Consider the following 23,224-nt stretch of genomic DNA (forward strand, 5'->3'; position numbering starts at 1 on the left):
TGCAGGTGGTGAAATAGACAAAGAAGTCAATGAGGTGACAGTTCTAAAAGTTTGTGAGAAGAGAGAGATGTTGTGAAGAAATTGAAGGACGGGATTTACTGCGGAGGAAGTTCCATGCCTAGGTTTGGTGCTGTTGCTCGAATAGCTCCTGCAGCAGTCATTTCCTGAAGTGCCTGTTCGGAGTCGTCTGGCTTGCTGTTCATTCCGCGTATGCCATCCTCAAGCACGACGGCGTGTAACCCAAGTTTGATGCCATCCAATACGGTGTGTTTAACCCAATACTCCGTCGCAAGGCCAACGACATAAATGGTTTTGGCTCCTTGGTCTTCGAGGTAATCTGCGAGGGACGTTCCGTCAAACCCTGAATAGACTTCTTTTTTAGGATTGGTCGCTCCTGAAATAATGAGGCTTCCCGTTGGGAGATGCAGGTCTGCATGGAATTGCGCGCCTCGTGACCCTTGAATGCAATGAACTGGATTTGGCCCGCCTTGTTCTTGAAATGAACAATGGTTGGGAGGATGCCAATCGCGTGTAGCCATAATGGTAGCCCCGTGATGTTGAAAGTACGCAATGTATTGATTGATGGGTGGGAGAATCTGATCACTGTGTGTGACAGCCAACGCACCACCAGGGAAAAAGTCATTTTGCAGATGGATGAGAAGGAGTGCGCATGTGTGATCCGGCTGCAATTGTGCTGGAGTGGCCGTCTGGGGCTTAGTGGATTTCTTGGCAAGTTTCATGACGTTTATGCCACGATTTCGGTGCCAATCCCTTTGTCCGTAAAAATTTCCAGCAAGATGGCATGAGGAATTCGTCCATCAATAATATGAGCCTTATGGACTCCTCCGTGCAGCGCGGCCAAGCAGGCATGGACTTTCGGTAACATGCCTTCGCTGATGATCTTTTTTTTGACCATACGTTCTGTGTCTTTTCGTGACAACGTCGGGACGTGATGGTTGTCGGCATCACGAATCCCTTTCACGTCGCTGAGTACGAGTAGTTTTTCAGCATGCAGCGCGCCAGCGACACTTCCCGCCACGAGATCGGCATTGATATTGTGGGTTTTGCCTTTTTTATCGACACCTATGGGGGCTATGACCGGAATGAAATTTTCTTCTAGGAGTTTGACAAGAATGTGGTCATCGACTTTGTCGACCTCGCCGACTAATCCGTAATCATGATCTTCAGGGGTATCTGTTCCGCCGGAAAGACTGTGGACCAAGGCTTTGGCGTTAAACGGTTTGGTTAAAAACAAGCGTCCATCTTTTCCTGTGAGGCCGACGGCTTTTCCGCCATGTTGATTGAGCATACTCACGATTTCTTTATTAATTTTTCCTCCGAGTACCATCTCGACGACGTCCATGGTGGCTTGGTCTGTGATCCTCACCCCATTCAGGAACTTTGGCTTAATGCCGAGCCTGTCGAGCATCGTATTGATTTGCGGTCCACCTCCATGAATGACTACTGGATTCAAGCCGACATACTTTAACAGGACGACATCTTCAGCAAATCCCTCCTTGAGATTGTCGTCAGTCATGGCCTTTCCTCCATATTTAATCACAATGGTTTTGCCGGCAAAGGTTCGAATATAGGGAAGGGCTTCGATCAGAATGTCAGCTTTTTTAATCAATTTTTCCATGTGAGTAGGGAATGTACGGGTAAATAGGCTTGGGTCGTGTGAGTGATCTCGGCGATACGTGGACTCTAGAGAATAAATCGACTCAGGTCTTGATCTTTCACGATGTCACCAAGATGTTTTTTGACATAGGGAGCATCCACGACGACCTTTTTATCGGTGAGCTCTTGAGCTTCAAATGAGACTTCTTCCAATAACCGTTCTACGATCGTGAAAAGTCTTCGCGCACCAATATTTTCAGTTCGGTCATTGACCTCTACGGCCGTGGCCGCGATCTCTTGAATACCGTCATGCGTAAAGTCGAGGATAACTCCTTCGGTTTCCAATAGCGCTTGATATTGTTTGACGAGTGCATTTTTCGGTTCAGTCAAAATGCGTATTAAGTCTTCTTGAGTCAAGGCTTCTAATTCAACTCGAATGGGAAATCGTCCTTGAAGTTCTGGAATGAGATCAGCTGGTTTGGACACATGGAACGCACCGGCTGCAACAAAGAGAATATGGTCTGTGCGGACAGGCCCATACTTGGTGTTGACCGTTGAGCCCTCCACGATTGGGAGTAGGTCACGCTGGACGCCTTCCCGTGAAATGTCGGGTCCTGTTCCTTTTTCCCGCCCAGCAATTTTGTCAATCTCATCTAAGAACACAATGCCGGACTGTTCCGTCTTATCGATGGCTTCCTTCGTGACTTCGTCCATATCAATGAGTTTTTGAGCTTCTTCTTGCGCTAAGACCTTTTGCGCTTCGGGTACTTTCATCCGGCGGTTTTTACTTTTCCCGGGCATGAGTCCACCCAACATATCTCGTAAATTATTTTCTAAGTCTTCCATACCTCCGACATTGGAGATGATGCCGACTGGCAAGCCTCGTTCTTTTACTTCAAGCTCGACATGTCGATTGTCGAGTTTGCCTTCTCGTAATTGTTTCCGGAGTTTTTGACGAGTGTCGTCAGCTGTATCATATTTGCCCGCTTGATCTTGAGTCGAGTCTTTGGGTTGTTGCGCGGGTGATGACGTTGGTGGAAGAAGGAGGTCCAGAATTCGATCTTCGGCTAAATCTTCAGCCTTCTTTTCCACTTGTTCCAGGTATCGAGTTTTGACCATGTTCACGGATAGTTCCGTTAAATCACGGATGAGTGACTCGACGTCTCGCCCTACGTATCCGACTTCCGTAAATTTCGACGCTTCAATTTTGATGAACGGTGCATCATCAAGCTTTGCCAGGCGACGTGAAATTTCGGTTTTTCCAACGCCAGTTGGCCCAATCATGATAATGTTTTTTGGGTAAATTTCTTCGCGAAGCTCTGGGCTCAATTGTTGTCGACGCCATCGATTTCTGAGCGCGATGGCAACCATCCGCTTGGCGTCACGTTGTCCGATCACGTATCGATCAAGTTCGTCTACGATCTGCCTTGGTGTGAGGCCCTCGAGTTGGCTTGGGCGCTGTGTTGTTTCGTGGTCCATAGTATTAGATCGTCAACTCCTCAATAATAATATTGTGGTTCGTATAGATATCAATTGCTGCGGCAATGCCCATGGCATGCTCGACAATGTGTTTAGGTTCGAGAGCCGTATGGGCAACCAGTGCACGTGCGGCAGCAAGTGCATAGGAGCCACCGGAGCCAATGGCCATAACCCCATCTTCCGGTTCGACTACATCACCGGTGCCTGAAATTATAAAGGAATGCTCACGGTTCGCAACCGTGAGGAGGGCTTCCAATCGTCGGAGAACACGATCGGTTCTCCAGTCTTTGGCTAATTCCACGGCGGCGCGTGTGAGATTTCCTCGGTATTCTTCCAGCTTCGCATCAAATTTCTCAAATAGGGTGAAGGCGTCAGCTGTTGCTCCGGCAAATCCTGCCAGGACTTCGTTGTTATGCATTTTTCGTAACTTCTTCGCATTGCTTTTCATAATCGTCGTTCCGACTGTGACTTGACCGTCACATCCCATCGCAACGCCGTTAGATTTTCGAACACAGAGAATCGTGGTTGAACGTATAATCATACATAGCCCTGACTGTATCGGGAGTTAATGAATAGGTTTATCCGCCTGCCCGAGGGTGAGCGCGATCATAAACTTCCATGAGGCGATCGGTTGCGACGTGAGTATATTTTTGTGTGGTGGCTAATGAGCTATGGCCGAGGAGTTCTTGTATGGCGCGCAAGTCCGCTCCTTCATCAAGAAGATGAGTGGCGAACGAATGCCGCAGCGTATGCGGGGCGACGGCACCATGAGGAAGCTGTTGTGAAAATTTCTTCACGATGCGTGCCACGCTTCGACTGGTGAGACGGCCTCCTCGAACATTTTTAAAAAGTTGGTGGTCCACATGGGCCGTAGTTTTCTGTTCTCCACCAGCTTGCTCGTTCTTTCCCTTTTGTCTGCATTGCTCTCGATAGTCTTGTAGGGCTTGGATTGCCACATCGCCGACCGGGACGATACGTCGCTTTTTCCCTTTCCCTTGAACCCGGGCAATGCCAGATTGGAGATTCACATCATCCCAATCTAACCCGACAAGTTCGCTGACTCGTATTCCCGTTGAATAGAGCGTTTCAAGGATGGCCCGATCTCTTGTGGCCATAAAGCTTGCCCCTTCGGGGGCTTCCATAAGTGTTGCGGCTTCATCTTTCGTGAGAACCTTGGGTAAGTGTTGGCCTTGTCGCGGCGTTCGAACCTGTGCCGCAGGATTGATGTCTGCCCATCCTTCATGCGTTAAGAAACGATAAAAGCTTTTGAGTGTCGCAAGTTTTCTTGCCAAGGTAGACTTTTTTTCATTTTTTGTATCTAGCCACCGTAGATAGTTCCGAATCGTTAGGTTGTCAACTGATGCCGGAACTGATGTGGCCTCCGGATGAGCGGACGTGGTTTTCACGAAACTTGCAAATTGTCGCAAGTCGGAACGGTAGCTGCGAATGGTTTCAGGTGACGCGTGTTGTTCAACGTCGAGAAACGTCACGAAAGCCCTGATCGCGTCATCCATTTGGTGAACTCTTCTTCAGCTCGTTGTTGAATCCTCTTTCGCTTTTCCTGCTTGTCCCGAATCGGCGCAGGAAAAGGTGGGAATAGCCCGAAGTTGGTGTTAATGGGTTGAAAGAATTTTGCATCGCTTGTGGTGATGTAATTGAGTAAGGCTCCATGTGCGGTCGTCTCCGGTGGAGAGATAATCGGTTGACCGGCCAAAGCTTTGGCTGCATTTATTCCCGCCAGGCCTCCGCTCGCAGCCGCTTCAACGTACCCTTCGACGCCGATGAGTTGCCCAGCAAAGAATGTGTGCTCTTGTGTTTTGAGCTGAAGCGTATCTTTTATGAGGTCCGGAGAATTCATGAATGTATTTCGATGGATGCTCCCACACCGAAGAAATTCCGCCTCTTCAAGGCCTGGGATCATTCGAAAGACCTTTTTTTGCTCTGGATACGTGAGCTTTGTTTGAAAGCCTACCATATTATAGCAAGAGGCATGGATATTTTCTGGGCGAAGCTGGAGTACGGCGTACGGTCGTTTTCCCGTTTGCGGGTCAATAAGCCCGACAGGTTTCAGCGGACCAAACAGGAGCGTTTGTCTTCCACGTTCTGCCATGACTTCAACGGGGAGGCAGCCTTCAAAGTAAGGGATTTTTTCAAATTCTTTGGATTGCACTCGATCAGCTTCGGTTAAGGCATCGTAAAAACGGTCGTAAGTTTCACGATCCATGGGGCAATTGAGGTAATCGGCGGTACCTTTGTCGTATCGAGATGCGAGAAAGACTTTGGTCATGTCGATGGAATCAGTATCAATGATGGGTGCGATAGCATCAAAGAAGTACAGGTTCTTGGAATGCGTCAGTTCACTCATCGAGTTGGATAAGCTGTTGGAGGTCAGTGGTCCGGTTGACACGATACTCACCGCATCATCAGGAATCTCTTTTATTTCTTCTCTTAGAATTCGTACGTTGGGATGAGCTTCAAGGGCCTGAGTCACGCCTAACGCAAATCGGTCGCGATCGACGGCTAGCGCTGATCCTGCTGGAACTCGCACTTCATCGGCTATGCGAATGATTAAGGAGTTTAGCCGCCGCATCTCAGCTTTCAAGATACCTGGGGCGCTTAATGCGTCATTTGACCCGAGAGAGTTTGAGCATACAATTTCTGCAAGATAGTCCGTTTTGTGGGCTGCGGTCTCTTCTTTCGGGCGCATTTCATAGAGGGTCACTTTGGCCCCCTGATTGGCGGCCTGCCAGGCGGCTTCCGACCCGGCTAATCCACCTCCGATGATGACAATATCGTCTCGCATGTTTTTCATAAATTCGAATGAAGGTTGAGCAACGTGATACATAAAAAGAAAACGAATTCTAAGAGCCTTACGAAAAATCTGTCAACCGCGGATTTGTTCGGTGATTGGGCTGATTGATTGAATGACGTGGTCGTGACAGGCTCCATTTGTCGCCACAAGACCTTTCGTATTTTTTAGGGTATCATACCCGTAAAGGATTGCCTCACCATAAATGTTGGTAAATCGTCCGCCTGCGCCTCGTATGATAGCTTCTGGTGCGCAGGCATCCCATAAGCTGGTAAATGGGCCGGGCTCAATGTAGGCATCGGCATCGTGTTTCGCGATGGCCCCAATTTTCAACCCGACACTCCCGCACGGGAACTCTTTGGTTATGCCAACGTGGTGTTTGATGGTATCGATCTTCGGGTTTCGATGGGAGCGGGAGACAATAAGGATGAGCGATTCTGGTTGTTGATTTGTGGAGGCTTTGAGTGGTGTCCGTCCAGAAGTCGTTTCCATGGAAGCTTCCCGGTCAGTCAGTCCGGTATAGAGAATGTCTTGAGCTGGTTGATAGACGACCCCGAGTTGGGCGTGGCCATCAATGGCCAGTCCGATCATAACCGAAAACTCTCCATTTTTATTGATGAATTCTTTGGTGCCGTCGAGTGGGTCTACATACCAAACCCTGCCTGTTGCTGAAAGATTGATTGGTGCAGGACTTTCTTCAGCCACGATGACATCTTGTGGGAAGTGTTGCTTGAGTCCATCAACAATGATGGTATTGGCTTGTTGGTCGGCTTCAGTGACGGGGTCGGACGGTCCTTTGTATGATACCGAGAAGTCTTTTTCGTAGATTTTCATAATGTGCGTGCCCGCTTCCCGAGCAAGGCGAGAGGCTGTTGTTAATTCTGACGAGAGATCGATCATTCACTATGCTCCTTGTCGTGGTGAGAGGTGGGTTGTCGTGCCATGAATGTGCGTAGCCAAAGGCCTTGTACGGTGTCGGCACTGAAATGGATGGCCATAATCTACATTAATATAACGGAAACTTAGATGCTTCGTGTCATTATCCTTATTGCTATTCTTGTTTTGCTCTTGGCTGCGTTTTTTCTCCCTCAATTTCGACGTGCGCTCTGGATAACGTTGGCGGGAGTGATCAGTGTCGTCGCTCTCATTATTTGGCTTGATAACCGTGAACGAGAACTTGCTCATTCGAATTTCCCGCTTTCGCACGTTGTACTTGAACGTATGCAGGCGAAGCCAGGGTTAAATGCTAAATCCTATGTGGTGAGTGGACGGATTCTCAATCAATCTCCAGTGAATCCCTTGCATCAAGTGATCGTTGAAGTCACCGTGAACGATTGCGAGCGTGATGTTTGCCAAGTTATTGCTCAAGAGCAAGGGCGTGTTTCGAAGGAAGTTCCTCCTGGGCAGGCCAGAGATTTTCAAATTTCCATTCCGTTTTCTTCTTCCGTTCAGGTGCAAGGGGAGGCGGAGTGGGCCTATCAGGTCATCGATGTGAATGATCGATGAGTTGGCCGTAGGTCGTAATGTGCCTATAACGACTGTTGAGTTTTGATGAGATCCTCCATCCTTGGCATTTGACAAGGTGTAAAATGTGTCCCTATACTGAGCGTTACCTCTCTGTTAGGTAGGGCGAAAGACTCATGTTTGCGCTTCTCGTTAGTCTAATTAAATAAACGCTTGGGCCTTTTTCGAGGTTGCGAATATTCCCTGTTTCCCATAGAGTGAAGAATACTATGGATGTCATTACAACAAGAGGCTAATTTTATAACTCATTGGAGATTTTAAAGAAAATGACCACACGTTATAAGGTAATGCCGGGACCTGAACACTTTCTTCCTCCTTCAGCTGCGAGTATGGGGAATAGTTTGCCGGATCCTGGGCAGGGACATATTCATGGATCGATTGTGCCAGAGGAACAAGCGATGGAAGAAGCCGCTACGCAATTTCTTTCTGCGAAGGTTCCCACCATTTTCCCTGGCCCGCTCGTGCTCTGGGCATGGAATGAAAAAGCGGCGAAAAAAGCCAAAGCGATTCGGCATCTGTTTGAGACCTTGAAGGATTCTGTGGCCTCCACTCAAACGCCAATGCTTATCCCCATGCCAGATTATAGACCGAAATATCCTAAAATAAACCCAGAGATTGAGATCAATCCTAATCATCCAAACTTGACCATTTGGCATAATAAGATTGACGCGTGTATTTTTGTCGGGGTGCATTGTCACCAAGCGAATTTATCACTAAAGATCATTCGTGGTGGAACGGATTGTTATACGATCGCCATGTGTGCGCAGGCTGGGCATGAGGATGCCATGCTTTCTGTTCGGGATACGACCGCTGATAAGATATTGAGACTGGCGGATTGGGTGAAAAAATTAAAGGGAACGGTCGAGCCACCAAAGTAGCAAGAGGCGTATTGACTATCTGAACGTAAATATTTTTCGAGTATCTACCCTAATTAGTCGCGTGACTTTCGTCTTAAATGACTTCGGGTTACGCCCCTAATGTGAACTAAATCATATAAAGGAGGCCGTACTCATGGCGACTCAATCAGTCATCGGTCAAAAAAACAATAAAGGGCAAACGTTTACCGATCCCAGGCACATGATGCATGAGGCGCCAAGGACGCCTTCATTTTTCACTGGCAGTGAAGTCATCAAGGAGGCTGTACGTCGAGCTTCTTGCGATATCATGGTCGCCTACCCTATTACGCCACAAAGTGAAGCAGCTGCGTTATGCGGTGAACTTTTTGCCGAAGGATACATTGGCGATTACTTCAGAGGGGAAAGTGAATTTGCCGTCATGTCACAATGTGCAGGTGCGGCTTTTGGTGGAGCTCGCGTGTTTACCACCACCGCGGGGCCAGGGACTATGCGCGCCATGGAAAATTTTCCGATGTGGGCAGGAGCTAGGCTTCCCATTCAGATGATTGTGACCTGTCGAGGTATTAACTCGCCGCTTTCAATTCAACCTGATACTTTGGAAATTTCCTACTTAATGCAAACGGGAATGCTCGTATGGCATGCAGAAACTGCTCAAGATTTCTATGACTGGATTCTGTTGGGGTACATGGTTTCAGAAGAGCCAGACGTTCATTTGCCGTTGGCCTTATGCTGTGACGGATTTTTCGTGACCCATACAAAAGATATGGTCGATCTTACCCCAGTTGATATGTGTCTTCCACCGTATGACCCCTACCGGTCACCGGTTCCATGCATGGATATGGAATGCCCACCAGTCCGCATGATGAGAGATCCGTTTGTGATGAAAAGTAACTATATTAGCTATGCAACTCATGCAAGTTGGCAGCAAGAAGTGTGGGCAGCTGTTGAACGGTCTAGAAAGCACACAATCGGTTGGATGAATGGATTGATTGATACAGAGAATACTGATGCGGATGTTGTTGTGGTTGCATCTGGGACTGCAGTTTCTCAAAGCCGAGAAGCTATTGCGATTTTAGAAGATGAAGGCATCAAAGTTGGGCTGGTGAAGGTCAAGACCTTGCGGCCATGGCCAGGAGAGGAAATTAAAGAAGCCACAAAACATGCGAAGCATATTATTGTTCCTGAATTTAATGTCACTGGTTGGCTTGCCCGTGAAGTGAAATCCACAATTCAAAATAATGAACGGGTCCATGCTGGTCCCCATGTCTGTGGCGGCATGACCATGCCTCCAGAAATTATCGCTGCAGAGATCAAGACGGTATTGGGTGTGAAGGCACCTTCGCTCGCCGGACGAGGAGGCTGAGAAGCCTTGTGAGTATTTTATGAGGGCATTTCTCTCAAACAGATAACGAATAAAGGAGCTATTTATGAGCAAAGAACGAATAAAGATTGCAGAAGAATTGTTTGAAATTATGCCTCCTGAATATCAGGACTTAGTTCAAAGGGCCACATACGGGAATGAGCAACGAGGATGGAAAGACATTGGTAATGCAAAGGAGCTTATTGAAGAGCATTCTCTTTGTGCTGGTTGTCCAGAGTCCATGGCTTTTCGGTATATCCTTGCGTCATTGCCAAACCCTGAGGATACCGTCATGGTTGGATCGACGGGATGTACAAGCTTAGTCTTTCCGCATGTGGCTGTTCACAATATCCATTCCTTGTTTGGGAACCAAAATGCAATCGCCTCTGGGCTTAAGCGAGCGCTTAGCGTTCGTTTCCCGGATCAACACAAAGATGTGGTGGTATTGGCCGGAGACGGAGCAACTGTCGATATTGGATTGGACATGACTTTGCAGGCGTGGTTCCGTCAGGAAAAGTTTACGACTATTTGTTTTGACAACGAATTGTATGCCAATACTGGTGGGCAAGAGAGCGGTCTGATGCAGAAGGGATTTGTGGCGAAAATGGCTCCAGTTGGAAAGACCTTCGAAAAAGTTCGTCTTCCTGAAATTGCAAGAGAATCTGGATGTCACTATGTTGTGAATTGCACGGTGAGTAAACCAAATTTAGTTGAAAAAGTTATTAAAAATGCTATTCATGTGGCTAGAGAGATTGGGCCAACCTACTTGCAGTTGTATACGCCGTGTATTTTAGAAATTGGGAAGAATAGTATGGAAGGCTTGCAGGAAATGCGTGACTCTGAAAAGCCAACCGAACGATTTGCTTACAAAGAATACGTGAGTGAACCGGCGAAGGAATTGTTGACTGAGATGGCAGCTAAGGAAAAAGAGCGAAAAGCTGAGGCTAAAAGGCAACTCGCTAGCCAAACGGTATAAGCTGATAGGACATGTGAGAGGAGATATCCCATGATTTTACGTCGAATCAATATACGAATGTCTGGGCTTGGAGGGCAAGGGGCCGTGACGGCGGCTCATGTCATGGCCATGGCTGCATCGAAGGATGGAAAGTTTGCTATTTCGAATCCATTTTTTGGGGCCGAAAAACGCATGGCACCTGCTGAGAGCTATTGTCGAATTGGAATAAGAAAGATCTTTGACCGTGGCGAACTTGTGTTCCCAGACGTTATTCAAGTGTTTCATCCTCAGGTCATCACTATGGGGAAGAGTTACACGATGCCATTTTATTCAGGGATCAAAGAGGGTGGGTTGGTAATTATCAATACGGATATGCCACTCTTAACGGATGAAGATGTGAAGCGTCTCAAAGATTTGAATGTGTCGGTGTTTAATATTGCCGGGACAAATATTGCTCTTGACGTCGCGGGCACTGAGTTAGCCACGAACATGACCATGATTGGTTCTGTGGCTGGGATCACCAAGTGCGTAAGCATGAATGGTTTGGACTTGGCCTTACAAGAACGATTTGGGAAGAAATTCGTTGCATCCGGTGGTACAGCGACTTTAGACGAGGCCATTAAGAAGAAGTTTGCCAAAAAAGAAATGTTGTTGAAAAAAAATCTTGATACGGTTGCCAGGTCGTATGAAATGGCTGCGGAATGGGCGGAGAAAAATAATGTGGAGTTAATAGTTGGAGAGCCCGCTGCTGCCGCATAATATCGAGAACCTCTCTCAGTGAAGGAAAGAGATAGATGTATAATGTTGCCCTAGTGACAGATGAGAAGTGTGTAGCGAAAAAAGGCTGTCGGCTTTGCATTATGTATTGTCCTGAAGCCAATTGCCTTGATTTAAATTCTGAAAAAATGGTTGCCGAGGTAGCTATCGATCGGTGTAAGGGCTGTGAGCTGTGTAAAGTTGTGTGCGATGCAGCAAAACATCAAGCAATTGATATGGTCGCTGTGAGTTCGGATGGGAAATTGATGGACCAAGCGGGTGAAGCTGCTGAACTTGGCCAAGCTTATCAGGGCTAACGAAACGTTGTCTTAAGAAGGCCTCGCGATTTTATCTTGAGTATCGCGAGGCTTTTTTACGTTTTCTGTCTTGTTTTGATGAATGATAGGTGGCTATCAACATCTATAACCTGTCGCAGTTTTCAATCGACAGGAAAGGTAAGATCATGAGTGATGAATTGCGAGAAAAGGTGGCGGGAATTGGAGCTGAAATGCAGCAATTCCACAGTATGCTCCAATCCAGAGCGGTAGAAATGGAGACATCAGGCGGTGATCCAGAAGTGGTCACGAAGCTGATAAATGGTGCTGATGCGATGAAAGATAGTGCGAATATTTACTTGTCTTGGGCGCGGCACTTTGTGGCACTTTCTGATGGTGGGGCTTCTGAAGCTGAGGAGGGTGAAGAAGATTCCGCAGACTTCCAATTTTAATTGCTTGTGAAACTATCCAGGTCTCGTCTGCATCCTTAAGGTGCCTGTAATATGTAAAATTGAACAGTCTTATTTATGGATCTGTGAGTTGAGGGTTTGTTTATGGTAGGCGTTGTGAATGAAATGGATAATTCAGTATTGACCATTATAGTGAGTATGGTATAGTTTCATCGTTTTTCTTGTCCATACATTGATCCTAAGTGTATTCCTCGGTAGCTCAGCTGGTAGAGCGTTCGGCTGTTAACCGAATGGTCGCAGGTTCGAGTCCTGCCCGGGGAGCCATATAAAAGGCTAGCGAACATATTCGCTAGCCTTTTCTTTATCATTTGTCTGCCTTACCTACTTGTCTCGCCTACGGGTTAATGTGCTTCTTTTACGAGATTCTTATTCCACTCGGGAATTTCGATCACTAAATTTTTCTCCCCATTCGGTACACATTGACAGGCCAATCGTGATTGAAGCGACAGCCCTGGTGCCTCCTCAAGCTGGTCGTCTTCGTCCTCGGTTGGTTCTGGGCAGGTATCGAGTCCTTCTTTGACGATCACATGGCAGGTGGAGCAGGCGCAGACTCCTCCGCAGGCATGTTCCAAGTCAATGCCGGCGCTAAGGGCAATATCTAAGACGCTACCTGGCAAGCCAGTATCACCGTAGGGTATTTTCTCCGGATCAACCTTGATTTCTCTCGTATCGTCAGGTGCCTTAAAGGTAATGGTGAATGATTTTGTTGCAGGTTGTGCCTCAATTTTTTCGATATACGGATTACTACCTCCCATGAATTCTCCTTTATAGTTTCGTTAATTTTAATAACTTGCTTGGCTATTTGTGGAAAAATTGTCTAAGTGCTTAGCTTTCCTTGAAGTTAGAACATAGACTCATTTAACTCCGACGATTTGAATCTCCGACCATTTTAGTCTTGACTAGGTGCGGAGGTCAATGCTAGCATAAGTACGAGTACAATAGTCGGGTTTAGTAGCTATTTCAAAAGTTTATTATGTTAAAACTCTCCAAAAAAGCTGATTATGCGTTGATGGCCTTACACTACATGGCGTCTATCCAATTTGCCGACCTGACAGAGGCGCGTGTCGTCAATACCAAGGAGGTTGCAGAAGAATATCATATTCCTGTTGAACTTCTGGCTAAGGTGCTTCAAACATTAGCGAAGCAAGATATTATTGAAAGCCATAATGGACCCAAGGGCGGGTATATCTTAGCACGTGAACCAAAATTCATTACCATTGCGCAAGTGTTAGAGGCGATTGAAGGTCCGCTTGGTATTGCTGATTGTTATCACGAAAAAGAGGATTCATCATGTGATCAAATGGATCGTTGTAATATTCGTACCCCGCTTTTACGTGTTCAAGAAAGTATTGCTCAGTTATTGAATAGTATGTCCATCGAAGACATGATGGTGGGTTCTCCATTAATTATTGTTGAGTCGCGTAATGCAGAAGGAGTGCAATTATGAAGTTGCCGATATATTTAGATAATCATTCCACGACCCCATGTGACCCAAGAGTCGTGGAAGTGATGCTTCCGTACTTTACCGAGAAGTTTGGGAATTCTGCGAGCCGAAACCATAGTTTTGGGTGGGAGGGTGAAGAAGGCGTCGATAAAGCTCGAAAGCAAATTGCGCAGTTAATTCATGCTGATCCAAAAGAAATCGTATTCACCAGTGGTGCGACGGAGTCTGACAATTTATCTCTGAAGGGTGTGGTGGAGATGTATCGTGAAAAAGGTGATCATATCATCACCAGTTCCACCGAACATCGAGCCGTCATCGATACCGCAAAAGCTTTAGAGAAAAAAGGTGTGAAGGTAACCTACCTGGATGTTGGTAAGGACGGAATGGTAAATCCTGAAGATGTCCGAAATGCCATTACTGACAAAACCATTCTCATCTCTATTATGTTGGCGAATAACGAGATTGGGACAATTAATCCAATTGCGGAAATTGGGAAAATTGCTAAAGAAAAGGGTATCATTTTTCACTGCGATGCCACGCAAGGCGTTGGAAAAATTCCAGTTGATGTTCAAGAGTTAGGTGTTGATTTACTGGCTTTTTCCAGCCATAAAATTTATGGACCCAAGGGCATTGGGGCACTTTATGTACGTCGCAAGGGGCCACGAGTTCGTCTTGAACCCATGATTCATGGTGGTGGGCATGAGCGAGGGATGCGGTCCGGAACACTTCCTGTTCCTCTTGTCGTTGGATTTGGTAAAGCCTGTGAACTCTGTGAACAGGAAATGGCCAGCGAGGCCGAACGGCTTATTAAGCTACGTGATCGTTTGGAGGAAGGTATTACCAAGGAACTTGAAGAAGTCTATTTGAATGGGCATCGTACCGAGCGTTTGCCAGGGAACCTTAACCTCAGTTTTGCCTACGTCGAAGGTGAGGCCTTGCTGATGGGTGTAAAAGAGATTGCTTTGTCGTCTGGATCGGCCTGTACTTCAGCGACCCTTGAGCCGTCATATGTTTTACGAGCCTTAGGCGTTGGATCGGATCTCGCTCATTCATCCATCCGTTTTGGTCTTGGGCGGTTTAATACAGCAGAAGAAGTGGAGTATACGATTGATCGTATGGTTAAAGCCGTCAACCACTTGCGCGCGATGTCACCGCTTTACGAAATGGCGAAAGAAGGTGTCGATCTGAAGACCGTGCAATGGGCTGCTCATTAATAAAATTGATTTCACTGTTTTTTGTCAATATAAGGAGGTTTACATCATGGCCTATAGCGAAAAGGTAATTGACCACTACAACAATCCTCGCAATATGGGAAGCTTCAAAAAAGAAGAGGATGGTGTGGGAACTGGGATTGTCGGAGCTCCTGAATGTGGCGATGTTATGAAACTGCAAATTAAAGTCGAGAACGATACAATTGTGGATGCCAAGTTTAAAACCTTTGGGTGTGGTTCCGCGATTGCGAGTTCAAGTTTAGCGACGGAATGGTTAAAGGGAAAAACCGTTGAAGAGGCAGGGAAAATTAAGAATACGGAAATTGTGCAAGAGTTGAATTTGCCTCCAGTCAAAATTCACTGTTCCGTGTTGGCAGAAGATGCCATTAAGTCAGCTTTGACTGACTATAAGAAAAAGGCTGAGGAAAGCCCGAAGGTTGAGAGCGCAGCCTCGTCATCGTAGATAACGATACGTGTGGACTTGCGTAAAAGAGAGGAGTGGATAATGGAAACAACGGATACCACAGAAAAACCAATCGTGAATTTGACAGAGGCTGCCTTAAAAGAGGTGAAACGTCTGCTTGATCTCCAAGGTATTACAGAGGGTGGGCTTCGCCTTGGGGTTAAAGGCGGTGGATGTTCAGGTCTCAGCTACACCACCAATTTTGATGAAAAAATTGGTGAGTTCGATTCAGTCTCTGAAGTCGATGGCGTAAAAGTCATCATTGATGCCAAAAGTGAAATTTATTTATCTGGCATGACGCTCGATTATGAAAAAGATATGGTGAGTGGTGCCTTTAAATTCATCAATCCCAATGCGAGTAAAACATGTGGGTGCGGGGAGTCGTTTTCCGCGTGACCTAGTACAGATACATTGTCAATAACGGTTTTTGTCTTGGACGTTGACGGGCATGGCAGAGTTCGCCGTGCCCGTTGTGCGAGAAGCGTAGAAACTATGGGACACCATCACGGTACACATACATCATCTCGAGAATTGCCAATGGCACGGAGTATGTGCTGGCATTGCCAATCAGAGGTGAAAGGTGAATATCTCTGTGGCCAGTGCGTCAAAGTCCAGCCACTGTCAAAAGATTTAGATTACTTCACTTGCATGAGACTGCCTCGATTGTTAGATATCGACCAGGCAAAGCTCCAAGAAACATTTTATGACCTCAGCCGAACATTTCATCCAGACTTTTATTCGAACAAGGATGATCAGGAGCAAGTCATTAGTCTTGGCAATTCAGCACTGCTCAATACGGCGTATCGAACATTAAAGGACCCTATTCAACGTGCTGAATATTTAATTCGATTAGAGGCAGGATCGGTGAAAGAAATCCGGTCAAATCCTCCAGCCGACTTGTTTGACGAAATTTTAGAACTCCAGGAAGATTTGGATGAATATCGTTCACTTTCTCCTGATACCGATCAGGCACGGATGGCTGAGTTACGTCAGAAGTTGCAGGGAAATCGTGAAGCCCTTGAGCAACGTCAAGCTCAAATGGAGTCTTCCCTAAAAGAGAAGTTCAGTGAATGGGATGCGATTCAACGCCGATCACCGAACTCGACGGATGCGAGAGAAGAAAAAGATGCCCTATTAAAATGTATGCAGGAAATTCTTTCAGATAAAACGTATGTTCGTAATATTGTCAACGATCTCATTGAAACCGCAGGGTAGGGTCATGAATCATAATGCTTTTATGAGAAACGTGTTGTTACTGGCTTGTGGCTATTGTGAAACACAGATTATGTTCCTGAGCCCGGACGGGAATATTTTCATTTCAGAACCGAGCGGAATAAAGAAAGACGACGAAAGAACACTATGTCTCGTATAGTTGGTATAGATTTAGGCACAACCAATTCATTGGTTGCATATATGACTGATGGTCAGCCTCAAGTGATTCATGGGCAGCATGGACAAGCCAAGGTCCCTTCCATTGTTGGGATGACTGATAATGGTCTGATTGTGGGAGAGGCCGCGAAAGAACATTTGCTGAAAGATCCATCCCGTACGATTTACTCCGTCAAACGGTTTATGGGAAAAAGTTTGGAAGATGTAACCGACGAACTCACCTATTTCCCGTACGCCTTACAGGAAAAAAACGGAGTCATTCGAATTGTGATTGGTGAAAAAACGTACTCGCCACCACAAGTTTCCGCGATGATCTTAAAAGAGCTGAAAAGTCGAGCTGAAACGCAGTTGAAGGAAAGTATTACGAAGGCGGTCATTACGGTTCCCGCATACTTTAACGATAGTCAACGACAAGCCACGAAGGATGCTGGGTTGATCGCTGGGCTGGAAGTCTTGCGAATCATCAACGAGCCAACTGCTGCGGCGCTTGCCTATGGCCTCCAAAAAAAGACCCAAGGATGCATTGCGGTCTATGACTTAGGTGGAGGGACATTTGATATTTCCATTTTGCAACTCAAAGATGGAATTTTTGAAGTACTCGCGACAAATGGCAATACGCATTTGGGGGGAGATGATATTGATCGGCAGGTATCAGATGTGTTCATACAGGAAATACAGGAAAAGTTTTCCATCGATCCTCACAAACATGAAGATTTCATGCAAGTGATCAGACTAGAAGCCGAGCGACTGAAAGTGCAGCTTTCAACTGATGAGACGGCAATGGTCAACATGGAGTTGCCTGATCAACTAGGAATGTATCAACGAGAATGGACCAGGGATGAGCTGGAGTCGTTAGTCAATAATTTAATTGAACAGACGTTAGAACCTTGTCGACTTGCCTTGAAAGATGCGGGGCTTCACACGGCTCAAATCGATGAAGTGGTCTTAGTTGGTGGAAGCACGAGGATGCCTTTAGTCCGTCGGCGCGTGCAGGAATTATTCGGCAAAGAACCTCATTGTGAATTAAATCCTGATGAGGTCGTGGCCCTTGGGGCAGCGGTCCAAGCCGATATTCTCAGCGGAAACAAGAAAGACATGCTTCTGTTGGATGTCACGCCCTTGTCGTTAGGAATCGAAACAATGGGCGGCGTCATGAGTGCGTTGATTCGTCGAAACACCACGATTCCCACGAGTGCCAAAGAAATGTTTACCACCTATGTTGACGGGCAAACATCCGTCGATATTCATATTCTTCAAGGTGAGCGCGAGTTAGTGAAGGATAATCGAAGCCTGGCGAGATTTCAGTTGAAAATGCCGCCCCTGCCGGCGGCGGTGCCTCGGGTGGAGGTTACGTTTCTCATTGATGCGAATGGCCTGTTACATGTTACGGCGAAGGATATTCGAACAGAAGAGGCACAATCGGTTCAGGTAAAGCCTTCTCATGGGCTAACTGATGACGAAGTGGAAAGCATGGTCCGGGAGTCTTTTGAATTTGCTGCCGACGATATTAAGCAACGACAAGTGATTGAGGCTCGAACGGAAGCGGATGCCATACTTATGGCCACCGATAAAGCTTTGCGGCGTGGGAAAGATTTAATTCGTCAAAACGAAGTGGAAGCTATCGAACGAGTTCTGGGAGAATTAAAGACCGTCAAGGAAGCTGATGATCATCGTCTTATTCGTGCGAAGATAGGTGAAGTGGAGAAAGTTACGCATCATCTTGCTGAAGTATTAATGGATTCCACACTGAAAGAAGCATTAGAAAGTAAGAAAATTTCAGATTTTTCTGACAGTTGAAATCAAGCCATAGAGGAAATTATGTCGCAAGAATTAACATGGGATGATGTAGAAGATATTGGTATACGGCTTCAAGAGGAACACCCAGACCTTGATCCGCTCACGGTGAGATTTACCGACATGCATGCCTGGATTGTCGCCTGGCCTGAATTTACGTCTGATCCGAAAGGTTCAGACGAAAAAAAGCTCGAAGCGATTCAAATGGCCTGGCATGAAGAATATACCGATAACAAATAGCGCCACCGATTCAGGAGTTTTATTCAAACAGCGGGCTAGCGGTGGCAGAGGATGGACCAATTTGATCCATCTCGAAAAAGTCTAATGGCGTGGGTTTCGTGGTGACGGGTTTTGAAGGTTCTGTGCCTTCTGCGAACACTTCAGTGCTAATATGTGTTGACTCCTGGGACGGGAGTTTCCCTGTTTGAGTATCAACTTGTGCAAAGCGGATGCCCTCCGGAATGGAAAATGTCGTTACGGGCAAGGGTTGTAGGGATTTAGCCATATAATCAGTCCATATCGGTAAGGCCGCGTGAGCCCCAGACTCGAGGCGACCTAAGGTTCGAACCCCATCAAACCCTACCCACACTCCAGTCGCTAAGTTTGGCGCATAGCCGACAAACCAAGCATCACGATAACTATTGGTCGTTCCCGTTTTTCCTGCCAGTGGTCGACCAATGGATTTGGCCCTTCGACCTGTTCCACTTTGAATGACGTCCATCATCATATTGGTAACCAGATACGCCGTTTCTTTAGAAACCGCTTGTTGTGGTTCAAAAATATGTTGTTCCAGGACTTCCCCTTCCAAGTTTTTCACCATGGTAATCGTATACGGTGGAAGCCATAGTCCTTGGTTGGCAAATACCCCATAGGCGGAAGTAATTTCTTGAAGGGTGACGCTTGACGAGCCGAGCGCGAGGGAAAGGTCTTGACTCAGGGGGCTCGTAATCCCAAGTGATGTGGATAAGTCCAGCACATCTTGCACTCCAATCTGTTCCAATAATCGAACAGTGGCTGCATTACGTGAATGTCGCAAGGCTTCGCGTAACGAGATCATACCAAAGAAACGTTTTTCGTAGTTCTCAGGTTTCCAGATTTCTCCGTCGTCTTCCTGTTCATAGACGACAGGGGCATCAAGGACTAAGGAGGCTGGAGTGTACCCATTTTTCAAGGCTGCGGCGTAAATAAGGGGTTTAAACGCTGAGCCGGGTTGCCGTCGAGCCGTGATGGCACGATTGAACTCGCTCCGTTGAAAATCATAGCCTCCGACCATGGCGAGAACAGCGCCGGTTCGAGGGTCAAGGGCTAACAGGGATCCTTGAACGAGAGGAGTTTGATCGAGAACAAACTCTCCAGCTTCGAGATCTCCATGTTTGGTTGTGACTTCAATGATGTCTCCAGGTTGCAAGATCTCTCTGGCGGTCAGATTTGTTCGAAGAACAGCCTCAGTCACTTCTTTGCCCCGTTTGAGTCGGCGGTGAGCCCACGCCATATCGGCCAGTGCAATGTGGCCTTTGTAAACATTTTCAACCAGAATTTCAGCTGACTTGTCCGAGGTTTTCGTGACAATGGCTTTTAAGATCTCATGAGGATTGGGTTCATCAGGGGATTTCACAGGATTTTCTGTGAGTTCGGTGAGGGGTTGATTGCCAATCGGTCCTCGCCAGCCTTGACGTTTGTCCAATTCGTGAAGCCCTCGATGCACGGCTTCATCAGCCGCTTTTTGCATGGCGACGTTCAAGGTCGTATGAACTTGTAGTCCACCTTTGTAGACCATCGTTTCTCCGTAATGCGCGACGAGCGTTTGACGAATATGTTCGAGGAAGTACGATGCGATTGGTTTTAACGATTTTCGATGGAATGTCAGTTCGGCCTCGATGGCTTCCTTGGCTTCTGCTTTTGAAATGAAGTTTGTCTGAACCATGCGGCCCAAGACGTGTTCCTGCCGGTTTTTAGCCAACTCAGGATTACGATAGGGCGAATAGGTGTTCGGAGCCTTGGGTAGGCCAGCTAAGATTGCCGCCTCTGAGAGCGTAATGTCGGAGAGATCTTTGGAAAAATACGTTTGCGAGGCAGAGCCGACTCCGTAGGCGCCATGACCGAAATAAATTTGATTTAAATACATCTCTAGGATTTTTTCTTTACTCAAGATCAGTTCCATCTTAAAGGCGAGGATCAGCTCACGTATTTTTCGTTTATATGTGCGTTCTCGCGAAAGGAACAGGGTTCTTGCCAGTTGCTGGGTAATGGTGCTGGCCCCCTGAACCTTTCCTCCACTTTTGAGATTGGTCCATGCTGCGCGAAAAATCCCAACCACGTCGAGACCGGGATGTTCAAAAAATCTTGAGTCTTCCACGGCGACGATGGCATTGATCAGTGATTGAGGGATGCCATCGATAGGAATATAGATCCGACGCTCGACAAAAAATTGGCCAATGACATCTCCCTCATCAGAGTACACGCGGGTAATGAGGCTTGGTTGATAGTCTTGCAGCGATTCAAGCGAAGGTAAGCCTTGGGTTCCCACCCAGAGTATGCCGATCAGCCCTCCAAGCATAAGCCCACCACATAGGGCAATACTGATAACCAGTTTTCTGGAAAACAGCACACGTTTTAGAGATGTTCGAAACGATCGCTTATCTGCCATGAATGGGCGCTATCGGGGTGAATTCGTTCTCGTTGAAATATAAGGCTGGAAGGAATATTACTTCGTTACCACATATTTTTACGATACTCTGCATTTGGGGAAATTACAAGAGAGTAAGCAATATCTTCTTCGTAGAGCCATGTGCCCCTTGCTTATAGCCGTTGACATGTAACTTCCACATGCAGGGAGTGTGAGTTTGCACACCTGAATATGAGAGAGGCAGTCTTGGAGCAAGATTCTCAGTTCTGTGCAGGGGAAGATGAGACATCTAGGCCTTTTACGCGTGTTGACAAAGATTTCGATCCCATGTTACCAACTTTGATAAGATAGTCAGAGTCCTATTTTGTCTTTAATAACAGGGAGGATATGTCCATGTCCGATGTTGCAGCCGAAATTAAAGTTGGTGATCCAGCTCCTGATTTTACCATGAAGGATCAGGATCAAAATGATGTCAAACTTAGTGACTTTCAAGGGAAAAAGAAGGTGGTTCTGGCATTTTATCCATTAGATTGGAGTCCTGTCTGTACAGGGGAAAACAAGTGCCTGACTGATGATTTCCCAAGTTTTGAGTCAAGTGATTCAGTTTTGTTTGGTGTAAGCTGTGATAGTTTCTTTTCACACAAGGCCTGGGCCGACTCGCTTGATCTCAAGCACAAACTCTTAGCAGACATGGATCGATCCGTTAGTAAATCATATGGACTTTATTTTGAACCACTGAATTGTTCAAAGCGCGCAACAGTGATTGTGGGGAAAGATGGTAAGGTCGGGTATGTGAAAGTCCAAGAGATTAAGACGGCACGAGATGACAAGGAAATTCTCGAAGCGCTTAAATCGATGAATTAATGCCGATACACCTTGATGAAAAGGGGATCTCAAGAGAGATCCCCTTTTTTGTATCATGGCTGGCCAGCGGGCCACCAATGATACGAGATACGGAGAAAAACGATATGCCTGGAACCGTAGAAAACGTCACAGACGAAAACTATGAAGAGTTTAAGCAAGCCGCAGGATCTGTGGTGGCCTATGGTATTGCGTCCTGCGACCCTTGCCAAGCCTATGACCCAATTTTAGAGGAGACTGCTGCGAAATATACGAATGTCCGTATCGGCAAAGCGAAAATGCATGTTCCAGGAAAATGTCGAGAGATTAAGAAGCAGCACACCTTCGAGACCTATCCCACCACTCACTTCTTTGTCAGTGGAACACTTGTGTTGACTCGAGCAGGAAAAGTCGAGTCTCCAGAACTCGCTCTCTTAATCGATCAGTATTTATTAAAGACGAGCTGAGTTTTTGAGGAAACGTCACTCCCCATTACCCGCGATAGACCGCGTGTGAGTCAGTCTCTTCGCTCACGGCAATATGAGTCAGTGCGGCTTCAGTCATCTTGTCTTGAAGGGCATGCCACGTGACACGTGCAATGTGAGATTCGCTAGGCGACGCATCGTGAAATGCTTCATCCTCTGAAATGTTTTTCCCGTTAAACCTCTCCAATATTTTTTCATTCACAACTTGGTCGAGTGATCCGAGATTGACGACTTGTCCGGTGTCGGAGGCGATAGGGCCTGTGACCGTGATGTCTACAGTATAGTTGTGGCCGGTTGTGTGCCCGTGAGGAAGGTTTTTAGCTGCGGAAAAATGATACCGTCTCGTGATAGCAGCATGTGGGGATTGCGTTGATCCGTTGTTCAGCAGTTCGGGAGTCACTTCGGCAAACAGCGTATGATCTTCATAAAGTTTGATGCGATCGACTGGGGGCATATGAGGATGCTCTGCCAATCGTTGCCATAAGGTGACTGCGAGGTTTTCGGTTGTGGGAATCCTGTCTGTGAAGTACGGGGTGTCAAGGTTGAGGTTTTTATGATCAAATTCTTTGAGCACATCCCACAGGTAAATCTTCAGGTCATATAAATTAATGATCATGCCGTTGACCGGGTCAATCGGACCACAGAGCGTGACTTCAAGCATGTAGTTGTGGCCGTGGGAATGTTTATTATTGCACGGCCCAAATACCTCTTTATTTTTGGCATCATCCCAGTTGGGGTTGTGATAACGGTGTGAGGAACAGAACTCTGTCCGTTTCGTTAGTGTCGCTTTTGCCATGTGAGTATCTCCAACAAGAAAAAGGGGCTTGGTTATGTCATCATAAAGAGATGCACATCCAAGCCCCTTTAAGA

Annotated in this window: 26 protein-coding genes and 1 tRNA gene; 17 read left to right on the forward strand and 10 right to left on the reverse strand. The window is 46.7% G+C overall.

Annotated features, from left to right (window positions below; translation table 11 throughout):
• Positions 1-95: 95 nt before the first annotated feature.
• The 7 genes from ACWHX8_RS02170 to ACWHX8_RS02200 all read right to left on the reverse strand — a co-directional run bounded on the left by ACWHX8_RS02170 (position 96) and on the right by ACWHX8_RS02200 (position 6,805).
• Positions 96-740, reverse strand: a complete 645-nt coding sequence (locus ACWHX8_RS02170; protein ID WP_447970335.1) for an isochorismatase family protein — start codon at positions 738-740, stop codon at positions 96-98.
• 5 nt (positions 741-745) lie between these two features.
• On the reverse strand, positions 746-1,639 hold the full coding sequence (argB, locus tag ACWHX8_RS02175; protein WP_447970336.1) for an acetylglutamate kinase: 894 nt from the start codon (positions 1,637-1,639) through the stop codon (positions 746-748).
• A gap of 65 nt (positions 1,640-1,704) precedes the next feature.
• Positions 1,705-3,096 carry an ATP-dependent protease ATPase subunit HslU gene (gene hslU / locus ACWHX8_RS02180; RefSeq protein WP_447970337.1) on the reverse strand — a complete coding sequence of 464 codons (1,392 nt, stop codon included), beginning with the start codon at positions 3,094-3,096 and terminating at the stop codon, positions 1,705-1,707.
• 4 nt (positions 3,097-3,100) lie between these two features.
• Entirely contained in the window at positions 3,101-3,637 is a 537-nt protein-coding gene (gene hslV, locus ACWHX8_RS02185) for an ATP-dependent protease subunit HslV (RefSeq protein WP_447970338.1), read from the reverse strand.
• Positions 3,638-3,674: 37 nt separating this feature from the next.
• A complete protein-coding gene (xerC, locus tag ACWHX8_RS02190; RefSeq protein WP_447970339.1) occupies positions 3,675-4,610 on the reverse strand; it encodes a tyrosine recombinase XerC in 936 nt (311 codons plus the stop codon).
• Positions 4,583-5,899, reverse strand: a complete 1,317-nt coding sequence (gene trmFO / locus ACWHX8_RS02195) for a methylenetetrahydrofolate--tRNA-(uracil(54)-C(5))-methyltransferase (FADH(2)-oxidizing) TrmFO (RefSeq protein ID WP_447970340.1) — start codon at positions 5,897-5,899, stop codon at positions 4,583-4,585. Before trmFO ends, xerC begins: the two co-directional genes overlap by 28 nt.
• Before the next feature lie 81 nt (positions 5,900-5,980).
• The gene (locus ACWHX8_RS02200; RefSeq protein ID WP_447970341.1) at positions 5,981-6,805 is read right to left on the reverse strand and encodes a 3'(2'),5'-bisphosphate nucleotidase CysQ family protein; all 825 of its coding nucleotides are present in this window, start codon (positions 6,803-6,805) and stop codon (positions 5,981-5,983) included.
• A gap of 126 nt (positions 6,806-6,931) precedes the next feature.
• Between ACWHX8_RS02200 and ACWHX8_RS02205 the strand changes: the two genes are divergently transcribed.
• The 8 genes from ACWHX8_RS02205 to ACWHX8_RS02240 all read left to right on the forward strand — a co-directional run bounded on the left by ACWHX8_RS02205 (position 6,932) and on the right by ACWHX8_RS02240 (position 12,366).
• Positions 6,932-7,411 carry a hypothetical protein gene (locus ACWHX8_RS02205; protein WP_447970342.1) on the forward strand — a complete coding sequence of 160 codons (480 nt, stop codon included), beginning with the start codon at positions 6,932-6,934 and terminating at the stop codon, positions 7,409-7,411.
• Between the two features lie 284 nt (positions 7,412-7,695).
• On the forward strand, positions 7,696-8,307 hold the full coding sequence (locus tag ACWHX8_RS02210) for a carbon monoxide dehydrogenase beta subunit family protein (RefSeq protein WP_447970343.1): 612 nt from the start codon (positions 7,696-7,698) through the stop codon (positions 8,305-8,307).
• Between the two features lie 133 nt (positions 8,308-8,440).
• Complete coding sequence (locus tag ACWHX8_RS02215) at positions 8,441-9,649, forward strand: transketolase C-terminal domain-containing protein (RefSeq protein ID WP_447970344.1); 1,209 nt, start codon at positions 8,441-8,443, stop codon at positions 9,647-9,649.
• 64 nt (positions 9,650-9,713) lie between these two features.
• Positions 9,714-10,622, forward strand: a complete 909-nt coding sequence (locus ACWHX8_RS02220) for a thiamine pyrophosphate-dependent enzyme (protein WP_447970345.1) — start codon at positions 9,714-9,716, stop codon at positions 10,620-10,622.
• 30 nt (positions 10,623-10,652) lie between these two features.
• A complete protein-coding gene (locus tag ACWHX8_RS02225; protein ID WP_447970346.1) occupies positions 10,653-11,360 on the forward strand; it encodes a 2-oxoacid:acceptor oxidoreductase family protein in 708 nt (235 codons plus the stop codon).
• A 35-nt stretch (positions 11,361-11,395) separates the two neighbouring features.
• Complete coding sequence (locus ACWHX8_RS02230; protein WP_447970347.1) at positions 11,396-11,674, forward strand: pyruvate ferredoxin oxidoreductase; 279 nt, start codon at positions 11,396-11,398, stop codon at positions 11,672-11,674.
• A 146-nt stretch (positions 11,675-11,820) separates the two neighbouring features.
• A complete protein-coding gene (locus tag ACWHX8_RS02235) occupies positions 11,821-12,084 on the forward strand; it encodes a hypothetical protein (protein ID WP_447970348.1) in 264 nt (87 codons plus the stop codon).
• A 206-nt stretch (positions 12,085-12,290) separates the two neighbouring features.
• A tRNA-Asn gene (locus ACWHX8_RS02240) sits at positions 12,291-12,366 on the forward strand.
• Positions 12,367-12,443: 77 nt separating this feature from the next.
• On the opposite strand, the gene ACWHX8_RS02245 is transcribed toward ACWHX8_RS02240, so the two are convergent.
• Positions 12,444-12,857: a 2Fe-2S iron-sulfur cluster-binding protein gene (locus tag ACWHX8_RS02245; RefSeq protein WP_447970349.1), complete on the reverse strand. Its 414-nt coding sequence runs from the start codon at positions 12,855-12,857 to the stop codon at positions 12,444-12,446.
• 218 nt (positions 12,858-13,075) lie between these two features.
• Between ACWHX8_RS02245 and ACWHX8_RS02250 the strand changes: the two genes are divergently transcribed.
• From ACWHX8_RS02250 to iscX, 7 genes are all read left to right on the forward strand, one after another.
• Entirely contained in the window at positions 13,076-13,549 is a 474-nt protein-coding gene (locus ACWHX8_RS02250; protein ID WP_447970350.1) for an RrF2 family transcriptional regulator, read from the forward strand.
• Positions 13,546-14,760 carry an IscS subfamily cysteine desulfurase gene (locus tag ACWHX8_RS02255; protein WP_447970351.1) on the forward strand — a complete coding sequence of 405 codons (1,215 nt, stop codon included), beginning with the start codon at positions 13,546-13,548 and terminating at the stop codon, positions 14,758-14,760. The genes ACWHX8_RS02250 and ACWHX8_RS02255 overlap by 4 nt, the downstream gene beginning before the upstream one ends.
• Before the next feature lie 46 nt (positions 14,761-14,806).
• Complete coding sequence (gene iscU / locus ACWHX8_RS02260) at positions 14,807-15,220, forward strand: Fe-S cluster assembly scaffold IscU (RefSeq protein ID WP_447970352.1); 414 nt, start codon at positions 14,807-14,809, stop codon at positions 15,218-15,220.
• Between the two features lie 42 nt (positions 15,221-15,262).
• Entirely contained in the window at positions 15,263-15,616 is a 354-nt protein-coding gene (locus ACWHX8_RS02265) for a HesB/IscA family protein (RefSeq protein WP_447970353.1), read from the forward strand.
• A 141-nt stretch (positions 15,617-15,757) separates the two neighbouring features.
• Positions 15,758-16,435: a Fe-S protein assembly co-chaperone HscB gene (hscB, locus tag ACWHX8_RS02270; protein ID WP_447970354.1), complete on the forward strand. Its 678-nt coding sequence runs from the start codon at positions 15,758-15,760 to the stop codon at positions 16,433-16,435.
• Positions 16,436-16,579: 144 nt separating this feature from the next.
• Positions 16,580-18,406 carry a Fe-S protein assembly chaperone HscA gene (gene hscA, locus ACWHX8_RS02275; RefSeq protein ID WP_447970355.1) on the forward strand — a complete coding sequence of 609 codons (1,827 nt, stop codon included), beginning with the start codon at positions 16,580-16,582 and terminating at the stop codon, positions 18,404-18,406.
• A gap of 21 nt (positions 18,407-18,427) precedes the next feature.
• Positions 18,428-18,643, forward strand: a complete 216-nt coding sequence (iscX, locus tag ACWHX8_RS02280; RefSeq protein WP_447970356.1) for a Fe-S cluster assembly protein IscX — start codon at positions 18,428-18,430, stop codon at positions 18,641-18,643.
• Positions 18,644-18,662: 19 nt separating this feature from the next.
• Here the strand turns inward: iscX and ACWHX8_RS02285 are convergent, their stop codons facing one another.
• Complete coding sequence (locus ACWHX8_RS02285) at positions 18,663-21,050, reverse strand: penicillin-binding protein 1A (protein WP_447970357.1); 2,388 nt, start codon at positions 21,048-21,050, stop codon at positions 18,663-18,665.
• A gap of 372 nt (positions 21,051-21,422) precedes the next feature.
• Between ACWHX8_RS02285 and ACWHX8_RS02290 the strand changes: the two genes are divergently transcribed.
• Together ACWHX8_RS02290 and ACWHX8_RS02295 are read left to right on the forward strand one after the other, a co-directional pair.
• Positions 21,423-21,893 (forward strand): redoxin domain-containing protein, encoded by a 471-nt coding sequence (locus tag ACWHX8_RS02290; protein ID WP_447970358.1) that lies wholly within the window; start codon positions 21,423-21,425, stop codon positions 21,891-21,893.
• Positions 21,894-21,997: 104 nt separating this feature from the next.
• Entirely contained in the window at positions 21,998-22,336 is a 339-nt protein-coding gene (locus ACWHX8_RS02295; RefSeq protein WP_447970359.1) for a thioredoxin family protein, read from the forward strand.
• A 25-nt stretch (positions 22,337-22,361) separates the two neighbouring features.
• On the opposite strand, the gene ACWHX8_RS02300 is transcribed toward ACWHX8_RS02295, so the two are convergent.
• Positions 22,362-23,150 carry a 6-carboxytetrahydropterin synthase gene (locus tag ACWHX8_RS02300; RefSeq protein ID WP_447970360.1) on the reverse strand — a complete coding sequence of 263 codons (789 nt, stop codon included), beginning with the start codon at positions 23,148-23,150 and terminating at the stop codon, positions 22,362-22,364.
• Positions 23,151-23,224 lie beyond the last annotated feature (74 nt).

It is taken from the genome of Nitrospira sp. M1 (assembly GCF_965152605.1).

Excerpts from the sequence above, each read along its gene's own strand:
- ACWHX8_RS02225 (WP_447970346.1), top strand. The coding sequence starts at position 10,653 with ATGATTTTACGTCGAATCAATATACGAATGTCTGGGCTTGGAGGGCAA.
- ACWHX8_RS02285 (WP_447970357.1), bottom strand. The coding sequence starts at position 21,050 with ATGGCAGATAAGCGATCGTTTCGAACATCTCTAAAACGTGTGCTGTTT.
- hscA (WP_447970355.1), top strand. The coding sequence starts at position 16,580 with ATGTCTCGTATAGTTGGTATAGATTTAGGCACAACCAATTCATTGGTT.
- ACWHX8_RS02205 (WP_447970342.1), top strand. The coding sequence starts at position 6,932 with ATGCTTCGTGTCATTATCCTTATTGCTATTCTTGTTTTGCTCTTGGCT.
- ACWHX8_RS02245 (WP_447970349.1), bottom strand. The coding sequence starts at position 12,857 with ATGGGAGGTAGTAATCCGTATATCGAAAAAATTGAGGCACAACCTGCA.
- ACWHX8_RS02250 (WP_447970350.1), top strand. The coding sequence starts at position 13,076 with ATGTTAAAACTCTCCAAAAAAGCTGATTATGCGTTGATGGCCTTACAC.
- ACWHX8_RS02230 (WP_447970347.1), top strand. The coding sequence starts at position 11,396 with ATGTATAATGTTGCCCTAGTGACAGATGAGAAGTGTGTAGCGAAAAAA.
- trmFO (WP_447970340.1), bottom strand. The coding sequence starts at position 5,899 with ATGCGAGACGATATTGTCATCATCGGAGGTGGATTAGCCGGGTCGGAA.
- ACWHX8_RS02290 (WP_447970358.1), top strand. The coding sequence starts at position 21,423 with ATGTCCGATGTTGCAGCCGAAATTAAAGTTGGTGATCCAGCTCCTGAT.
- iscX (WP_447970356.1), top strand. The coding sequence starts at position 18,428 with ATGTCGCAAGAATTAACATGGGATGATGTAGAAGATATTGGTATACGG.
- ACWHX8_RS02255 (WP_447970351.1), top strand. The coding sequence starts at position 13,546 with ATGAAGTTGCCGATATATTTAGATAATCATTCCACGACCCCATGTGAC.
- iscU (WP_447970352.1), top strand. The coding sequence starts at position 14,807 with ATGGCCTATAGCGAAAAGGTAATTGACCACTACAACAATCCTCGCAAT.
- hscB (WP_447970354.1), top strand. The coding sequence starts at position 15,758 with ATGGCACGGAGTATGTGCTGGCATTGCCAATCAGAGGTGAAAGGTGAA.
- ACWHX8_RS02200 (WP_447970341.1), bottom strand. The coding sequence starts at position 6,805 with ATGATCGATCTCTCGTCAGAATTAACAACAGCCTCTCGCCTTGCTCGG.
- ACWHX8_RS02215 (WP_447970344.1), top strand. The coding sequence starts at position 8,441 with ATGGCGACTCAATCAGTCATCGGTCAAAAAAACAATAAAGGGCAAACG.
- ACWHX8_RS02170 (WP_447970335.1), bottom strand. The coding sequence starts at position 740 with ATGAAACTTGCCAAGAAATCCACTAAGCCCCAGACGGCCACTCCAGCA.
- ACWHX8_RS02265 (WP_447970353.1), top strand. The coding sequence starts at position 15,263 with ATGGAAACAACGGATACCACAGAAAAACCAATCGTGAATTTGACAGAG.
- ACWHX8_RS02300 (WP_447970360.1), bottom strand. The coding sequence starts at position 23,150 with ATGGCAAAAGCGACACTAACGAAACGGACAGAGTTCTGTTCCTCACAC.
- ACWHX8_RS02210 (WP_447970343.1), top strand. The coding sequence starts at position 7,696 with ATGACCACACGTTATAAGGTAATGCCGGGACCTGAACACTTTCTTCCT.
- ACWHX8_RS02235 (WP_447970348.1), top strand. The coding sequence starts at position 11,821 with ATGAGTGATGAATTGCGAGAAAAGGTGGCGGGAATTGGAGCTGAAATG.
- argB (WP_447970336.1), bottom strand. The coding sequence starts at position 1,639 with ATGGAAAAATTGATTAAAAAAGCTGACATTCTGATCGAAGCCCTTCCC.
- ACWHX8_RS02295 (WP_447970359.1), top strand. The coding sequence starts at position 21,998 with ATGCCTGGAACCGTAGAAAACGTCACAGACGAAAACTATGAAGAGTTT.
- hslU (WP_447970337.1), bottom strand. The coding sequence starts at position 3,096 with ATGGACCACGAAACAACACAGCGCCCAAGCCAACTCGAGGGCCTCACA.
- hslV (WP_447970338.1), bottom strand. The coding sequence starts at position 3,637 with ATGATTATACGTTCAACCACGATTCTCTGTGTTCGAAAATCTAACGGC.
- ACWHX8_RS02220 (WP_447970345.1), top strand. The coding sequence starts at position 9,714 with ATGAGCAAAGAACGAATAAAGATTGCAGAAGAATTGTTTGAAATTATG.
- xerC (WP_447970339.1), bottom strand. The coding sequence starts at position 4,610 with ATGGATGACGCGATCAGGGCTTTCGTGACGTTTCTCGACGTTGAACAA.